Annotated in this window: 13 protein-coding genes; 8 read left to right on the plus strand and 5 right to left on the minus strand. The window is 70.4% G+C overall.

Going from position 1 to position 16,829, the window contains the following annotated elements; genetic code table 11:
• Positions 1 to 73: 73 nt before the first annotated feature.
• Positions 74 to 2,326 carry a RelA/SpoT family protein gene (locus tag B9P64_RS11020; RefSeq protein WP_085316368.1) on the plus strand — a complete coding sequence of 751 codons (2,253 nt, stop codon included), beginning with the start codon at positions 74 to 76 and terminating at the stop codon, positions 2,324 to 2,326.
• On the opposite strand, the gene greB is transcribed toward B9P64_RS11020, so the two are convergent.
• The 3 genes from greB to fliE form a co-directional block, all read right to left on the minus strand.
• Complete coding sequence (gene greB / locus B9P64_RS11025) at positions 2,307 to 2,876, minus strand: transcription elongation factor GreB (RefSeq protein WP_085316280.1); 570 nt, start codon at positions 2,874 to 2,876, stop codon at positions 2,307 to 2,309. The two genes, B9P64_RS11020 and greB, sit on opposite strands and share 20 nt — an antisense overlap.
• Before the next feature lie 10 nt (positions 2,877 to 2,886).
• Positions 2,887 to 3,654 carry a UPF0149 family protein gene (locus B9P64_RS11030; protein WP_085316369.1) on the minus strand — a complete coding sequence of 256 codons (768 nt, stop codon included), beginning with the start codon at positions 3,652 to 3,654 and terminating at the stop codon, positions 2,887 to 2,889.
• A gap of 100 nt (positions 3,655 to 3,754) precedes the next feature.
• On the minus strand, positions 3,755 to 4,057 hold the full coding sequence (gene fliE / locus B9P64_RS11035; RefSeq protein ID WP_085316281.1) for a flagellar hook-basal body complex protein FliE: 303 nt from the start codon (positions 4,055 to 4,057) through the stop codon (positions 3,755 to 3,757).
• Positions 4,058 to 4,247: 190 nt separating this feature from the next.
• On the opposite strand from fliE, the gene fliF reads away from it, so the two are divergent.
• From fliF to B9P64_RS11070, 7 genes are all read left to right on the plus strand, one after another.
• Positions 4,248 to 5,978 (plus strand): flagellar basal-body MS-ring/collar protein FliF, encoded by a 1,731-nt coding sequence (fliF, locus tag B9P64_RS11040; protein ID WP_085316282.1) that lies wholly within the window; start codon positions 4,248 to 4,250, stop codon positions 5,976 to 5,978.
• Positions 5,979 to 6,002: 24 nt separating this feature from the next.
• Positions 6,003 to 7,007, plus strand: coding sequence for a flagellar motor switch protein FliG (fliG, locus tag B9P64_RS11045; RefSeq protein ID WP_085316283.1), 1,005 nt, complete (start codon positions 6,003 to 6,005; stop codon positions 7,005 to 7,007).
• Complete coding sequence (locus tag B9P64_RS11050; protein ID WP_085316284.1) at positions 6,991 to 7,884, plus strand: FliH/SctL family protein; 894 nt, start codon at positions 6,991 to 6,993, stop codon at positions 7,882 to 7,884. The genes fliG and B9P64_RS11050 overlap by 17 nt, the downstream gene beginning before the upstream one ends.
• Before the next feature lie 7 nt (positions 7,885 to 7,891).
• Positions 7,892 to 9,325: a flagellar protein export ATPase FliI gene (gene fliI / locus B9P64_RS11055; protein WP_085316285.1), complete on the plus strand. Its 1,434-nt coding sequence runs from the start codon at positions 7,892 to 7,894 to the stop codon at positions 9,323 to 9,325.
• A 6-nt stretch (positions 9,326 to 9,331) separates the two neighbouring features.
• Positions 9,332 to 9,820 (plus strand): flagellar export protein FliJ, encoded by a 489-nt coding sequence (gene fliJ / locus B9P64_RS11060; protein ID WP_085316286.1) that lies wholly within the window; start codon positions 9,332 to 9,334, stop codon positions 9,818 to 9,820.
• Complete coding sequence (locus B9P64_RS11065) at positions 9,817 to 11,340, plus strand: flagellar hook-length control protein FliK (RefSeq protein WP_085316287.1); 1,524 nt, start codon at positions 9,817 to 9,819, stop codon at positions 11,338 to 11,340. Before fliJ ends, B9P64_RS11065 begins: the two co-directional genes overlap by 4 nt.
• A gap of 125 nt (positions 11,341 to 11,465) precedes the next feature.
• The gene (locus B9P64_RS11070; RefSeq protein ID WP_085316288.1) at positions 11,466 to 12,971 is read left to right on the plus strand and encodes a rhomboid family intramembrane serine protease; all 1,506 of its coding nucleotides are present in this window, start codon (positions 11,466 to 11,468) and stop codon (positions 12,969 to 12,971) included.
• Positions 12,972 to 12,981: 10 nt separating this feature from the next.
• Here the strand turns inward: B9P64_RS11070 and B9P64_RS11075 are convergent, their stop codons facing one another.
• Positions 12,982 to 14,283 (minus strand): tetratricopeptide repeat protein, encoded by a 1,302-nt coding sequence (locus tag B9P64_RS11075; protein WP_085316289.1) that lies wholly within the window; start codon positions 14,281 to 14,283, stop codon positions 12,982 to 12,984.
• Positions 14,284 to 14,355: 72 nt separating this feature from the next.
• Complete coding sequence (locus tag B9P64_RS11080) at positions 14,356 to 16,599, minus strand: methyl-accepting chemotaxis protein (RefSeq protein ID WP_176256802.1); 2,244 nt, start codon at positions 16,597 to 16,599, stop codon at positions 14,356 to 14,358.
• Positions 16,600 to 16,829: the final 230 nt, after the last annotated feature.

Raw genomic sequence — 16,829 nt, forward strand, 5'->3', positions numbered from 1 at the left:
GCGCGCGCCGACGCCACCCGCCATGCCGCTGCGCACCCAGCTGCCATCGATCACCAGCCATCTGGCTCGGGCGATGGCACAAGCCACCGCAGAAGAAGATGCTGCCGCCCCGCCCGACGCGACCACGCGGCAGCGCAAGCCCAAGTCGCCCGACGGCGCCCGGGATGCCGAGCCGCCGCGCGACGAGTTCCGCTCGGTCGCGAGCTTCGCGCCGCTGGCCGAGGTGCTCGGCAGCTATCTCTCCGAATCCGATCTGGCGCGCGTGCGCGAGGCCTACCGCTTCGCCGACGAGGCGCATCTCGGCCAGTTCCGGCAGAGCGGCGAGCCCTACATCTCGCATCCCATCGCGGTGGCCGAGCTGTGCTCGCAGTGGAAGCTCGATGCCCAGGCCATGATCGCCGCGCTGCTGCATGACGTGATCGAGGATCAGGGCGTCACCAAGCAGGAGCTGGTCGAGCGCTTTGGCGCGCCGGTGGCCGAGCTGGTCGACGGGCTGTCCAAGCTTGACCGGCTCAAGTTCCCCAACCAGCAGGACGCCCAGGCCGAGAACTTCCGCAAGATGATGCTGGCCATGGCGCGCGACGTGCGCGTCATCCTCATCAAGCTGGCCGACCGGCTGCACAACATGCGCACGCTGGGCGCGGTGCCGTCGCACAAGCAGCGCCGCATCGCGCGCGAAACGCTCGACATCTATGCGCCGATCGCGCATCGCCTGGGCCTGAACCAGATCTTCCGCGAGTTGCAGGATCTGAGTTTCGCCTACCTCTATCCCACGCGCTTCTCCACGCTGCGCAAGGCGGTGCTGGCGGCGCGCGGCAACCGGCGCGAGGTGGTGAACAAGATCCTCAACCAGATCGGCGCGACGCTGCCGTCGGCGGGCATCCAGGCGCAGGTGTTCGGGCGCGAGAAAAGCCTCTACGGCATCTACCGCAAGATGCGCGAGAAGCGGCTGTCGTTCTCGCAGGTGCTCGATGTGTACGGCTTTCGCATCGTCGTCGAGCGGCGCGAGCAGTGCTATCTGGCGCTCGGGCTGCTGCACGGGCTGTTCAAGCCGGTGCCGGGCAAGTTCAAGGATTTCATCGCGGTGCCCAAGTTCAACGGCTACCAGTCACTGCACACGACGCTGGTGGGTCCGTTCGGCACGCCGGTCGAATTCCAGATCCGCACCGAGGAAATGCACCACGTTGCCGAGTCGGGCGTGGCGGCGCACTGGCTCTACAAGGACGAGGAAGCGAGCGTCACCGAGCTTCAGCAGCGCACGCATTCCTGGCTGCAATCGCTGATCGAGGTGCAGAACCAGACCGGCGACGCGGGCGAGTTCTTCGAGCATGTGAAGGTCGATCTGTTCCCGGATTCGGTCTACGTGTTCACGCCCAAGAGCAAGATCATTTCGCTGCCGCGCGGCGCCACGCCGCTCGATTTTGCGTACCAGATTCATACCGACATCGGCAACAGCTCGGTCGGCGCGCGCGTCAATGGCCTGCCCGTGAGCCTGCGCACCGAGCTGCACAGCGGCGACATCGTCGAGGTGGAAACCGATCCGCACGGCCGGCCCAATCCCAACTGGCTCGGCTTCGTGCGCACGGCGCGCGCGCGCTTCGAGATCCGCCATGCGCTGCGCACGACCAATCTGGCCGAGTCGGTCGCGCTGGGCGAGAGCCTGCTGCGTCAGGCGCTGGTGGCGCTGGAGGTCGATCCGTCGGCGCTGCCGGCGGCCAATTACGAGAAGCTGGTGCGCACGCTCGGCGCGCGTTCGCTCGACGAGGTTCATGCCGACATCGGCTTGGGCCGGCGCATCGCGGCGGTGGTGGCGCGGCGGCTGCTGCTCGCCACCGAGGGTGCCACGGTGCGCAGCGGCGTCGATTCCGACGGTGCGCGCATCCTCATCCACGGCACCGAAGGCATGGCGATCCAGCTCGCGCCCTGCTGCTCGCCGATTCCGGGCGACACGGTTTCAGGCTATCTGCGCAAGGGCCACGGCCTGATCGTGCACACGCGCGACTGCGAAACCGCCCGCCGCCTGCGCGCCAAGGACCCCGAACGCTGGCTCGACGACGTGGCCTGGGCGCCCGATCTGCAACGCAGCTTCGACGCCCGGGTGCATCTGCTGGCGACCAATGCGCGCGGCGTGCTCGGCAAGATCGCCGCCGAAATCGCCAGCAGCGACGCCAACATCAACCGCGTGGCGACCGAAGATTTCGAGCCCGACGGCTCGATCGCGGTCGATGCGACGGTGCAGGTGGCCGACCGCGATCATCTGGCCTTGGTGATGCGCAACCTGCGCCGCCTGCCCGAAATCCTGAAGATCAGCCGCCCGCGGGGTTGAACGGCAGATAGCGGATCTCGATCACGTCGAGCTCCTCGATGCCGGCCGGCGTGCGCAGCGTGACCGTGTCGCCCTCGCGCGCCTTGGTCAGCGCGCGCGCCACCGGCGACACCCAGCTGATCGCGCCATGTGACGGATCGACCTCATCCATGCCCACGATGATGACCGTGTGCTCATCGCCGCGACTGTCGGCATAGGTGACGGTGGCGCCGAAGAACACCTGCTCCGGATTCTCCTGCCGCGCCGGATCGACCACCTCGGCGATGTCCAGCCGCTTGGTCAGAAAGCGGATGCGCCGGTCGATCTCGCGCAGCCGCTTCTTGCCGTAGAGGTAGTCGCCGTTTTCCGAGCGGTCGCCGTTGCTGGCGGCCCAGGACACGATGTTCACCACCTCGGGCCGCTGCCGGTCGATGAGATCGAGCAGCTCATGCTTGAGCCGCGCATGGCCGGCGGGCGTGATGTAGTTCTTGCTGCCGGCCGGAATCGGCGGCATCTGGGGCAGGTCGTCATCGTCGTCCTGCCCGTCCTCCTTGACGAAGGCCTTGCTCATCGCGCGCGGCTCAGGCGTCGGCGCCGTGGCATTTCTTGAACTTGCGACCGCTGCCGCAGGGGCAAGGGTCGTTGCGGCCGGGCGCCGCGTCCTTGCGGATCGGCGCCGGCTTGGCGGCGCGCGTGGCCCAGAAGCGCCGCAGCGCATGCGCCGACCAGATCGCGCGGCCGATGTCGAGATCGCGCGTGGCGGGATCGGTGCGGTCGATGTGCTCGACGCCCACGTCGTCCTCTTCCTCGATCGCGTTCTCGGGCATGCCGAGCGATTCGGGCGACAGCAGCTCGACGAAGTCGGCGAGCCGGTCTTCGAGATAGGCCGACTCTTCCTCGTCGAGCTTCTCGAAGCGCTCGTCCTCCCACACGTCGTAGGCGGCCAGGAAGCCCTCGGCCCAGTACTCGCCGAGCAGCGGCGCGTCTTCCTCGTCGTCGGCCGGCTCGAAGATCAGCGGGTCGAGCAGCTGACCGTCGAGCGCGGTATCGGGGTCCTGCGCGAGCGCGGCGGCCACCTGGGCCTGACGCCGCTCCAGCAGCTCGATGAACTCGGCGCGCTGCTCGTCGTCCTCGAACGGGATTTCGTCCTCGACGTCGATGCCGATCAGGGCGGCGATCCATTCGAGCAGATCGATCTCGCCCGGATGGCAGACCACGCCGGCGATCAGCCCGTCGGTGAATTCGACATCGGGCGCATCGAGCCCCCGGTCGCGCAGTTCGCCGAGCAGTTCATCGAGGCGCTGGCAGTCGTCGTCGGTCAGCGGGCTGAGGGTCGTGGAATCGGTCATGAAGCGGGTCTCGCAAAGGCAAACGCGGATGATCGCATGCCCATTGCGGCGCTTCGGGTGGGGTTCACCACCGGATGCAGGCGGCGGCCCGCCCCGCCGATCACACCTGCATGTTCATGATTTCGCTGTAGGCCTGAACCAGCTTGTTGCGGGTCTGGAGCAGGCCCTGGAAGCCGAGCGAGGCCTTGTTCATGGCCAGCATCGTGTCTTCGAGGCCGACCTTCGGGTCTTCCATCTGGAACCGGCTTTGCAGGTCGGCGGCGCCGTTCTGCGTCTGGCTCACCTTGTTGAGCGCTTCGGCCATGGCGGCGCCGAAGCCGCCGCTCTGGCTGCCGGCCGCTGGACGCGCGCGTGCGGCGTCGATCTGGGCGAGCAGGCTTTCTACGGGGCGGATCGATTCCATGGCGAGGCTCCATTTCGGATGCCTCGCACTGTAGGCGTCGCGCGGCCCGCGCTCGGGTCCGAAAGCGGCCCTTTCCCGCCCCTTATCCCCGTTTGCCCGCGCCGGGCGGTTTCGATAATCGGCTCACGCGCTGGCCCGTTGACGGCCGGTGCGCAAGAAAACTTGAGCCTTCATCAGAGAACCTCACCCCATGGCCGACAGTCTCGTAGCAACCGCCGACGACGCGCCGGAACTGCCGGCGCCGCCGCAGACGCCGCTCGAACGGCTGCGCGCCGCGCCGCCCAAAACCAAGATGATGCTGGGCGGCGGTGCCGCCGCGCTGCTGGCGCTGGCCGTCGCCGCGATGCTGTGGAACCGCCCGCCCGACTACGCCGTCCTCTACTCCAACCTCATGGACAAGGATGGCGGCGCGGTGGTCGCGGCGCTGTCGCAGATGAACGTGCCCTACCGCACCGAGAGCGGCGGCGTGATCCTGGTGCCGCGCGACAAGGTCGCCGATCTGCGCATGCGCATGGCCAGCCAGGGCATCGTCCACGGCGGCAACATCGGCTTCGAGCTGATGGACGGCCAGAAGCTCGGCGCGACGCAGTTCCAGGAGCAGATGAGCTATCAGCGCGCGCTTGCCGGCGAGCTCGAACGCTCGATCCAGACCGTGACCGGCGTGCAGTCGGCGCGGGTGCTGATCGCCATCCCCAAGCCGTCGGTGTTCGTGCGCGAAGACCTCAAGCCGACCGCCAGCGTGATGGTCACGCTGATGCCGGGCCGCATGCTCGACGAGACCCAGGTGGCCGGCATCGCCGGGCTGGTGTCGTCGGCCGTGCCCGAGCTGTCGCCGCGCAACGTCAAGATCGTCGACCAGACCGGCAAGGTGCTGCTGCGCCCCGAGGACAACACCTCGGGCCTGAACCGCAACCAGCTTGAGTACGTGAACCGGGTCGAAGAGCAGACGATCAAGCGGATCAACGACATCCTCGAGCCGATCGTCGGGCCGGAAAACTTCCGCGTGCAGGTCACGGCCGATGTCGACTTCAACCAGCAGGAACAGACCGCCGAGACCTTCAAGCCCAATCAGGATCCGAAGGAAGGCACGGTGCGCAGCGTGCAGACGGTCGACGCGCAAAGCCGCCAGACCACCGACGGCGGCGTGCCCGGCTCGCTGACCAACCAGCCGGCGGCGGCCACGACCGCGCCGGTCGGCCAGGGTGCCAATCCGCAGGCGGCACAGAACGCCAGCGGCCCGAATGCCGGCCCGAGCGATTCGCGCAAGGAATCGACCATCAATTACGAGGTCGACAAGCAGACCCGCGTCACGCGTGTGGCCACCGGCGCGATCCGCCGCCTGACGACCGCCGTGGTGCTCAACCACCGCACGCTGAAGAACCCGCCCGAAGGCGTGCCGGCGACCCAGCCGCTGACCGCGCAGGAGCTGGAGCAGATCAATGCGCTGGTGCGCGAGGCGATGGGCTTCAACAAGGAGCGCGGCGATTCGCTGTCGGTATCGAACGTGCCGTTCTCGCTGCCCGATGTGCCGGTCGCGCCGGACGTGCCGATCTGGAAGGACCCGGCCACGCTCGCGCTGCTGAAGGATCTGGCGCCCTATCTCGCGCTGCTGGGCATTGCGCTGATCGTGGTGTTCGGCATGGTCCGGCCGGCGATCCGCTCGCTCAACCCGCCGCCGCCCGAGGAAAAGGACGAGGAAGTGCCGGTGCCGCTCGCGCTCAATGCCGACGGCACGCCGGTGGTGCCGGGCGGCTTCGAGGCGGTGGTCGGCCCCGACGGCGAGGAGATCGAGGCGCTGCCGCCGCCGCCGCCCAAGCCGATCCCCGATCCCAAGCTCATCGAGGACATCTGCGTGGTGGCACGCAACGATCCGAAGGCCGTGGCCAACGTGATCAAGAAGTGGATGAACCGCGACAGCTGATCGCGCAACCCGGAGCAAAGCCGCATGGCAAACGAAGAAGACGAAGGCCTGACCGAGAGCGCCATCCTGCTGATGACGCTCGGCACCGACGCGGCGGCCGAAGTGTTCAAGCACCTGTCGCCGAAGGAAGTGCAGAAGCTCGGCGAGACCATCGCCAAGTTGCAGATCGTGCCGAAGGAGCGGGTCGACATGGTGGTGAAGAAATTTCACCAGCAGATCGGGCTCGAATCCTCGCTGGTGGCCGATACCGACAACTTCGTGCGCGACGTGCTGGTCAAGGCGCTCGGCGAGGACAAGGCCGGCTTCCTGCTCGACCGGATTTTGCAGGGCAAGGACGTGTCGGGCATCGAAGGGCTGAAGTGGATGGACGCCCAGACCGTGGCCGAACTGGTGCGCAACGAGCATCCGCAGATCATTGCGTCGATCGTCGTCCACCTGGAGCGCGACCATGCTTCGGAGATCCTGAAGCAGCTGCCGGAGCGCACCCGCAACGACGTGATGATGCGGGTCGCCACGCTCGACGGCATCCAGCCGCATGCGCTCAAGGAGCTGAACGAGGTGCTGTCGAAGATGCTGGCCGGCTCCGACAAGATCAAGAAGACCCAGCTCGGCGGCGTGCGCGCGGCGGCCGAAATGCTCAACTTCATGGGCAACGCGGCCGAGACCTCCGTCATTCAAAACATGATGGAACACGACGGCGATCTGGCTCAGAAGATCCTCGACGAGATGTTCACCTTCGACAACATCCTCGACATCGACGACCGCGGCATCCAGACCATCCTGCGCGAGGTGCAGACCGATTCCCTGGTCACGGCGCTCAAGGGCACCGACAAGGAATTGCAGGAAAAGATCTTCAAGAACATGTCCAAGCGCGCCGCCGAGACGCTGCGCGAGGACCTCGAAGGCAAGGGTCCGGTGCGGCTGTCGGAAGTGGAAGCCGAGCAGAAGGAAATCCTCAAGATCGTGCGGCGCCTGGCCGACGAGGGAACCATCCAGCTGAGCGGAGGCGCAGATGACGCATTTGTTTGAACCCATCGTCCCGGCCGAAGTGCTGGGCGAGGAAGCGCAAAGCCGGGTGACGGTCAGCGCCTGGACGCCCGAGGTGCTGGAGCTGCAAACCATGTCCTTCGTCGAGGCGGTGCGCGCGGCCCGGCGCAAGGCTGCCGAGCAAGCGTTTGCAGAAGCGTTTGCGCGCGGTCCGCGCCCCGACGAGGCCGACTTTGCGATCAGCCCGTTCAGCCGCCGCTCGCGCCTGAACAAGCCGCCCGAGCCCGAGCCGGAACCCGAGGCCGAGCCCGAGGAGCCGGCCGGTCCGCCGCCCGAATACGACCTCGCCTTCGTCGAGACCGAGCCGCCCGCCGTGCCGGTGCATGAACTGGCGCTGGAAGCGCGCGCTGACGGTTACGCCTGCGGCTATGCCGATGCCGAAGCCATCGCGATCCGCGCCGCCACCGAGCTGGCCTCGCGCATGGCGCCCATCGCCGAGCAGTTCCGCAGCGAGCTGGCGGCGCGCGAAGCCGGCATCGCCGAGCAGCTGCTGACGCTGGCCGCCCGCCTCGCCAAGCAGATGCTGCGCGCCGAACTCACGATCAATCCGCAGGCAATGCTGCCGGCGGTGCGCGAGGCGGTCGGCATGATCGGCGAGTCGGCGTCGCGGGTGCGGCTGCATCTGCATCCCGACGATCTGCCGCTGGTCGAGGACGATCTGGCCGGCGAGGACGACCGCATCGCGCTCGCCGCCGATCCGACGCAACTGCGCGGCGGCTGCCGGCTGACCAGCGCCCAGGGCGAGATCGATCTCGGTCTGGCGCGCCGCATCCAGACCGCGCTCTCGGCGCTCGGCCTCAAGGAAGAGGCGCTGCCGCCCGGCCACGACCTCGGCCTGATCGACACCCCGCTGGTCTGACCGCTGCATGCACAACCACACCCGCACGCCCATTTCCACCGCGCCCGGCGACCGCACCCTCGCCTTCCTGCGCGACAGCGCCGAGTTCTCGGACGTGACGCCGGTGCCGCATGTGGCCGGCCGGCTGGTGCGCGTGTCGGGCCTGGTGATGGAAGCCATCGGCCTCAAGCTGCCGCTCGGCAGCATGGTGAAAGTCAGCCAGGGCGGCGGCCAGACGGTCGAGGCCGAGGTGGTCGGCTTTGCCGGCGAAAAGGTCTTCCTCATGCCCTACACCGAGCCGGCCGGCCTGATGCCCGGCGCGCGGGTGGAAGCGGCCTACGACCCGCTGCCGCCGCCGCGCTACGGCGAGGCCAGCCATCCGTGGCGCCGCGCCGAGGACCGCACCCGCACCCTGCCGGTCGGCTGGGAGCTGCTCGGTCGGGTGCTCGATGCCAACGGTCGCGCGCTCGACCGCAAGCCCGAGCCCGATTGCCGCGAACGCCGCCCGCTGCGCGCCCGGCCGATGAATCCCATCGACCGCGCGCCGGTGGAAGCCGTGCTCGACGTGGGCGTGCGCGCGCTGAACGGGCTGCTCACCATCGGCAAGGGTCAGCGCATCGGCCTGTTCGCCGGCTCGGGCGTGGGCAAGAGCGTGCTGCTGGGGATGATGGCGCGCTACACCGAGGCCGAGGTGATCGTGGTCGGGCTCATTGGCGAGCGCGGCCGCGAAGTGAAGGAATTCATCGAGCACATCCTGGGCGAGGAAGGCTTGCGCAAGGCGGTGGTGGTGGCGGCGCCGGCCGATGTGCCGCCGCTGCTGCGGCTGCAGGGCGCGGCCTATGCCACGACCATCGCCGAGTACTTCCGCGATCAGGGCAAGCAGGTGCTGCTGATGATGGATTCGCTGACGCGCTATGCGATGGCCCAGCGCGAGATCGCGCTGGCCATCGGCGAGCCGCCGGCCACCAAGGGCTATCCGCCGAGCGTGTTTGCCAAGCTGCCGGCACTGGTCGAGCGCGCCGGCAATGGCGAGGACGGCGGCGGCAGCATCACCGCCTTCTACACGGTGCTGAGCGAGGGCGACGACCAGCAGGACCCGATCGCCGACAACGCGCGCGCCATCCTCGACGGCCATGTGGTGCTGTCGCGCCAGCTGGCCGAGCAGGGCCATTACCCGGCCATCGACATCGAGCAGTCGATCAGCCGCGTGATGCAGCAATGCGTCTCGCCCGAGCATGCGAAGGCGGCGCTGGAGCTGAAGAAGGCGATCTCGCTCTACCAGCGCAACCGCGATCTGCTGGCGGTCGGCGCCTATGTGCCGGGCAGCGACGCGGGCATCGATTCGGCGATTGCAAACTGGCCGCTTATCGAGGCTTTCCTGCGCCAGGACCTGGGCGAATGTGCCCGCTATGGCGACACCACCGGCCATCTCGGCGCGATCGTGTCCCGCTTCAGGAGGTAAGCAGCCATGGCCCAGACGCGCCTGCAAGGCATTCCCAACGCCACCGCGTTCTCGCATCTGATCGACCGGGCGGCCGACGAGCGCGATCAGGCCGCGCGCCAGCTCGCCAATGTCTCGCTGCTGCGCGACGACAGCCGCAACAAGCTGGAGATGCTCGACGGCTATCGGCGCGACTACCTGCAGCGCATGCGCGACGGCATGGAGCGGGTCGACGGTCCGGGCGCGCTGGCCACCTTCGGCGCCTTCGTGGCCAAGCTCGAAGCCGCGATCAAGCAGCAGACCGAGGACTACGCCTTCCGCGAGCAGGCGGTCGCGCGGGCGCGCGCCATCGTGCTCGAGGCCGAACGCCGACTGCGCTCGCTCGAAACCTATGTGGCGCGCAAGGAAGCCGCCGTCGCGCTCAAGGCACAGCGCCAGGAAGCGCGCAACAACGACGAATACGCCCAGCGCATCGCGCTCAACCGCATGGCCGCCGCTGCGGCCGACCAGGCATGAGCACCAACGAAATCCGCAGCAACGCGGCCGCCAGCCGCAGCGCCGGCACCAGCGGCAACGCCAGCGCCCGCAGCGCCGGCAAGGACAACGGCGGCAAGGCCTTCGCCCAGCTGATGGTCGATGCCGGCGGTGCGGCGGCCGACACGCCGGTACGCGGCATCGAGCCGAGCGCGCCCGCCAGCGATGCCGGCTCCCGCCGCGCCGACGGCGTGCGCGCCAGCCCGGCCGACGCCGCCCCCGCCACCGACGCTGCCGACGCGCCCCGGCCCGACGCCGCCACCGCGCCGGACGCCGAGCACCCGGCCAGCGCCCCGACCACGCCCGCCACCGGCGCCCCGACCGATGCCCGCGCGCGCCCGAGCGCGCGCCCGTCCAATGCCGACGCCAGCGCCGCCAGACCGGCCGCTGGCGCAAGCGATGCCGGCCATGGCCGCGCCGCCGCCGACCCGGTCGCCACTGCCACCGCTGGCGCCGCTAGCGCAACCGAGAACAACCGCAGCGCCAGCGCCGCCGGTCCCGATGCCAACCTCATCGCCCAACTGATGGCGCTGAACGCCGCCCGGCCCGGCCTGCCCGCAGCTGACGCCAGCAGCGTCGCAGCGCCCGTCGCCAGCCGGCCTGGCGGCACCGCAACGCTCGTCGCCGCCGACACCGGCGTCAGCACGCTCGACAAGTTCGGGCTCGCCGGCGCCGGTCTGCTGCCAGCGAGCCGTGCCGGCCTCGGCACCGCAGCCTCTGCTGCTGCTGTCGCCGCCGACAGCCGCGCGCCGGCCGGCAGCAATGCCACCGCCACGCTCGCCGGCGCCACCGGCCTCGATCCGGCGCGCGCCGCCGCGACCGGCGCCGCCAGCGCCGCCCCGGCCACCGGCAGCCCCGCCACCGCCACTGCCGCAAGCGATCCGGCCCAGCTGCTCGCCGAACTCGCGCGTGGCGCCGGCGCGCCCGCCGGCGAGCCGAATGCCGCGCCGCGCTTCGACGCCGCCCTCGCCGCTGCCGCCGGCCTCGCGCCGAGCGCCGTCGTGCGCACCGACACGCCGGGCGCCGTGGCCCAGGCCGATCTGGCCGCGCCGGTCGGCAGCGATGCCTGGGGCGAGCAGCTCGCCGATCAGGTCACGCGCTGGACGCTCGACGGCATCGACGTGGCCGAACTCACGCTGCATCCCAAGGATCTCGGCCCGATCCATGTCGAGATCGCGCTGGCCGACGGCAAGGCCGCCGTGCATTTCGCCGCCGAGCAGGCCGAGACCCGCGCCGCCATCGACCAGCAGATGTTCCGGCTCGGCGACAGCCTGGCCCAGTCCGGCATCGCGCTGCAAAGCGGCACCAGCGGCTTCGAATCCCAGGGTCAGGCCTTCGGTTTCATGCGCGAGCAGGCGCGCGACGGCAGCGGCGGCCAGCGCGGTAGCGGCACTGGCGGCGGCAGCGGCGCGCGCGACGACGGCACGGCGGCCGACGGCGCGGCCCCGGTCGTCCGCCCCGCCGCCGGCGCCAACCGTCGCGCACTCGACCTGTTCGCCTGAGCCACGCCTGACCGGCGCCGGACTGCGCGCACAAGGACAAGCCCGCCCGCCGGCACGGCCAGCGAGGCAGCGCCGGGATAATCCGCCCGCCGCTTCCTCCTCCCTGCCCCGTCCAAGGCCGCCGCGTGCTCCTCGTCTTCCCGCTCGAAACCAAGCCCGACTGGCGCCGTCCGCCGCTGGTCACGCTGCTGCTCATCCTCGTGAACTGCCTGGTGTGGTTCGGTCCGCAACGCGCCGACCAGCGCGCGCTCGACCGGGCCGGCGCCTATTACGCGCAATCCGGCCTCGCCGCCATCGAGCTACCGCACTACCTCGGCTGGCTCGAACGGCAGAACGATGCCGACCATCGCGGCGTCGCGCAGCAGCTGCGTCATGCCGACCCGGCCGATCCCGACGACGCCGGCCTGCTGCTGACGCGGCTGGAAATGGAAAGCCGCTTTCGCGCCGAACTCGATGCCGGCCGCCTCCTGCGCAGCGACGATCCCGATCACGCGCGCTGGCGCGAGCTGCGCCAGCGCCTGGTCGAGCTGCGCGGCAATGAATTCACCCGGCGCTGGTCGCAGCGCCCGGCCGAATGGCGGCTCGACACGCTGTTGAGCGCGACCTTTCTGCACGGCTCGACCATGCATCTGGTCGGCAACATGATTTTCCTGTTCGCCTTCGGCTACACGCTGGAGATGGCGCTCGGCGGCCCGCTGCTACTGCTCTGCTATCTGCTCGCCGGCATGGGCGGCGAGCTGGGCGATCTGCTGGCGCGCTGGGGCTCGATCGTGCCGGGCCTGGGCGCCTCGGGCGCGGTGTCGGGGCTGATGGCGATGTATGTCGTGCTCTACGGCCGGCGCCGCATCCGCTTCTTCTTCCACCTGCTGTTCTATTTCTCGGTCACGCGCGCGCCGGCCATCGTGCTGCTGCCGCTGTGGATGGGCTTCGAGCTGTATGCGCATTTCGCCGAGGCCGGCAGCGGCATCGCCAACATGGCGCACTTTGGCGGGCTGGCCAGCGGCGCGCTGCTGATGGCCGGATTGCGCCGGCTGCGCCCGACGGTGCAGGCGCCGCTGCGGCCCGAGGCGGTGCCCGACCCGTTCGAGCTGCGCCGCGCCGAGGCGCACCGGCTGCTGGAGGCGGCGCGCTATGACGATGCCCGCAAGCTCTGGGGCGAGCTGTCGGCCGAGCGGCCGCGCGATGCGGCGGCGGTGCTGGCCTTTCACAACCTGGCGCGGCTGCGGCCCGACACGCCCGACTTCCATCTGGCGGCGCTGCGGCTGTTCGGCCTGCCCGACAACGCGGTCACGCCGGCCCAGCTGTGCCGTGCGGTCGACGACTATCTGCAGCTGGCCCGGCCGCGCCCGCTGCTCAAGCCCGAGGCGGCCGCGCGACTGGCGCTGCGGCTGGCCCGGCTCGGCGAGACCGGCCCGGCGCGCGGCCTGCTCGATCTGGCGGCGCGGCTCGGCGCCGGCAGTCCGCCGCCGGCCAGCGATGCGCCGGCGCGGCTCGCCATCGTGAGCGCGCTGCTGCGCAGCGGCCGGCCGGCCGAGGCGCGCGAGGCCGCCGCCGCGCTCGCCGAGCGCCATCCGGCAAGCCAGGAAAACCGGCTCGCGCTCGATCTGCTCAAGGGCGCCGGACTGGCCTGAGCGCGCCGGCTCAGCGCCCGGGCGCGGCGTCCAGGCTGTCGAGCAGGATGCGCGCCTCGACCGCCGCCGGCGCCTGCCCATGCCGGTTGAGCAGCGTGAGCAGGATGGCGCGTGCGGTGGCGGTATCGCGGTAATGCGTGGCCAGCAGCCGCGCCGTGAACAGATAGACCGCCGGCACCTGCTCATGACCGCGATGCCGCTTGTCGAAGCCGCGCAGCAGCGCCAGCGCCAGCTCGGGCTGCTGGCGCCGCAGCGCGGCCTGGGCCAGCGGCAGCTCATGCGCGGGGTTGTCGGGCCGCCATTCCGAATCGAGCCCGCGCAGCTCGGTCAGCAGCTTCAGCGCCTCGCCGGTCATGCCCTTGTCGAGCAGCAGCGCGAGCTGGCGCCGGCCGTGGGCCAGCGCGCGTTCATGCTCGCCGGCCAGCATCAGCACGCGGTGATAGCGCTCATGCGCGGCCGGGCTGTCGGGATTGCGCTGCTGGTCGTCATAGCCCTCGGCCAGGGCGGCGGCGATGTCGCCGTCGGCGATCAGCTCGGCGATGCGCGCCGCCGGGCCGTCCTCGCGCTGGCCCAGGCCCGAGCGCGCATCGGGCTCGAAGCCGAGCGGCTCGTGGTACTGGAACATGGCATAGGCCATCAGATAGGCCATCGCATGTGCGAAATAGGCGATGACGAACAGCAGCACCGGCAGCAGCAGCCGCACGCCCACATGCGGCAGCACCAGTGCCGCCGCCACGCCGGTGCCCGCGCTCAGCAGCCACAAGAACAGCACCAGCGCGAGGTAAGGCTTGCCCATGGCATGCATCACCTCCCACCAGCGCGCCGGATTGATCGCCGAGACGAAGCTCTGGTCGCGCACCAGCAGCACCAGCTGGGCCGGCCAGGCCACGATGAGCAGCAGCTGGGCCACCAGCGCCAGCGCCGGGCTGGCGGCGGCAAACACGCCGGCCACCATGCCGGTCACCATCTGCACGCCGAACATGCGCCAGGGCAGCGAGCGCAGCGCGCTGTCGATCGGATCGGCGGCGTCGGTCTCGGGATCGAACAGGCCGCGCGCGCCGGCATCCATCACCCGGAAGGCCGAGCCGCCGACCAGCCAGACGAAGATCAGCATCAGCGCCAGCCCGCTCACCAGCAGAAAAGGCATCTGGCTCATCGCGGTGGCCGGGTTGAACACCCCCGACAGCACCGCGCCGGCCACGGTGACCAGCGCGTAAAGCATGAGATGGGTCGGCCGCAGCGGCGCGGTGAAGCAGCTGGGCAGCCGCTCCCAGAACGGCGTGACGGCGGCGGGGCGGGAATTGGTGGGCATCGCACTCCTCTGGCCGCAGGGTCGCGGCGCTGAGCGCAGATGCTGACAGGCGCCGCCGGCGCGCCGGTCGGGTCAGGCGACGAGCGTCTTGTACACGCCACAGCCGATGGCGAGCCCGTCGCGCAACGGCAGCACATACGAGGTCTTGGGCGCCTTCACGCCGGTGGACGGATTGACGATCTCGTAATCGACCCAGCCGCCGCCGTGCTCGGCGCAGCGCGCGATGTCGCGCGCCACCTGCTCGCCGTCCATGTTGGGAATGTCGAGCACCGACACGCCGACCTTCTCGGGCTGGCCGCCGCAGGCCAGATAGCGGCCGAGCGGATCGAGCACGAAGATGTACATGTCGCGGTCGCGCCATTCGCTGCCGGCCTCGCTGATCTGCGCGAAGCAGCCGTTGCCGTTGCGGGTCCACAGCGCATGGGCGCGCTCGACCAGCGCCTGGGCCTCGTCGGCCGTGCCCTGGCGCAGCCGGAATGCGGCCACCGCCTCGGCCAGCTTGCCGGCGCGCTCGCCGAGTCCGGCCGACGCCTGGTTGGCCTCGACCACCATGCTGGCGTTCTGGCGCGTGATGTCGTCGAGCCCGCCGAGCGCCTCGCTCACGCCGCTGAGTTCGGCGCGCTGCTCGGCGGTGGCGCGGTTGATGGTCTCGATGTTCTCGGCCACGCGGCGCACGCCGTCCACGATGGAATCGAGCTGGCGATGCACCTCGCTCACCTGGGCCACGCCGGCGTCCACGCGCTTCACCGAGTCCTCGATCAGACCCTTGATCTCGCGCGCCGCGCTGGCGCTGCGCTGGGCCAGGGTGCGCACTTCGCTGGCCACCACGGCAAAGCCGCGGCCCTGCTCGCCGGCACGCGCCGCCTCGACCGCCGCATTGAGCGCGAGGATGTTGGTCTGGAACGCGATGCCGTCGATCACGCCGATGATGTCGCGCACCTGGCGCGCGCTGGTCTGGATGCCGTCGATGGTGGTGACCACCTCGCGCATCGCGCTGCCGCCGTGCTCGGCCACGCCGCGCACCTCGGCCGCGAGCCGGTCGACCGCCTCGGCGCTGTCGGCATTGGCGCGCACCGTGCCGCTCATCTGCTCGACGCTGGCAGTGGTGCGATGCACGCTGCCGGCCTGCTGCTCGGTGCGTTCCGACAGCCGCTGCGTGCCCTCGGCCAGGGTGAAGCCCGACTGCGCAACCATCACCGCATTGCTGCGAATGTCGGCCACCAGCGCCGACAGGCGCGCATTCATGTGCTCGACGCTGGCGCCGATCTGGGCGAATTCATCCTTGCCGGCCACCTTGACCTGATGCGCGAGATCGCCGCGCGCGGTCGCGTCGACCGCCTGCTGCACTTCGCGCAGCGAGCCGATCACGCTGGCGCGGAAGGCGGTCAGCAGCCACATCAGACCCAGATTGACGACGACGGCCACGCCGATGGCGCCGCGCTCGGTGGCCAGCGCACTGGCGCAGCGCTCGGCCAGCAGCACATCGAGCCGGGCGACGATGGCATCGACTGCCGCGCGCTCCGACTGCTCGGCCCGGCGCGCCGCGGTCTCGAAGGCGATGCGCTCGCCGCCGAGGCTGGCGATCAGCACGCGCGAGGTCTCGATCGCCTCGGCCAGATGCGCCGGCGACTGTTCGCCGCTGCGCAGCAGCGCCTGGGTCGAGCGCTCGATCAGGTCGAGCGCGCGCTCGAGCCGGTCGGCGCGCAGCCTGAGTTCGATGCCGCCGGCCAGCGTCGGATTGCGCGCCGCCGCGATGGTGTCGGACAGCGCCCAGGCCCAGTCGCCCGCATGCAGGATCGACAGCTCCATCAGGAAATAGCTCGGCGCGGCCGGATCGAGCACCAGGCTGGAGCGCTCGCCGATCAGCTGGAGCACGTTCTGCAAGGCGCCGAGCGCCGTGCCGGCATTGCGCAGCGCATTGCCGCTGCCGAGCAGCGCGCGCAGCTGGGTCTCGGCGACCGACCATTCGGTCGGCGTCAGCTCGATGCGGCCGGCCGCGACGGTGGTCGACATGGCCGCGAGGCCGCTGTCGAGCCGGTCGGCCGCAGCCTGGCGCGCGGCCGCGTCCTGGGCGGTCTCGGCGCCACGCAGGTCATAGACCGCGCGGCGCAGGCCGAACACCTGCTGGGCCAGGCTCAGGCCGGCATGCTCGGCCGCCGCCACCTCGTAATCGGCATCGATGTGGGCCACCAGCCGGCTCGTCAGCAGCAAGGTCGGCAGCAGCCACAGCAGTCCCAGCGCCACCAGCTTCACCTGTAGCGACAGCTGGCGCATCAGGCCGACGGCGGGCGCCAGCACAGCTTGCAAGACATTCATCTCCAGACCTCTCTCCGGCTCATCGTTCTTGTCGCTGCCCGGGCGCGCCCGCAGGGAGCGGCCGTGGGCAGAGTCGGCGGAGCTTAGGCGGCCGGGCGCGCGCGTCATCGGACGAAATCGGGCGGGAATCGAGGGGTATTCGCGTGACGTGCCGACGCGCGGCCAGCCGTCGCGGCAGACGGAATTAGCGCCGCAATGCGGCCGCTTCTCGCCCGACCGGCGCACCGGGG

Source organism: Derxia lacustris (assembly GCF_002105195.1).
GTDB classification, from domain to species: domain Bacteria; phylum Pseudomonadota; class Gammaproteobacteria; order Burkholderiales; family Burkholderiaceae_E; genus Derxia; species Derxia lacustris.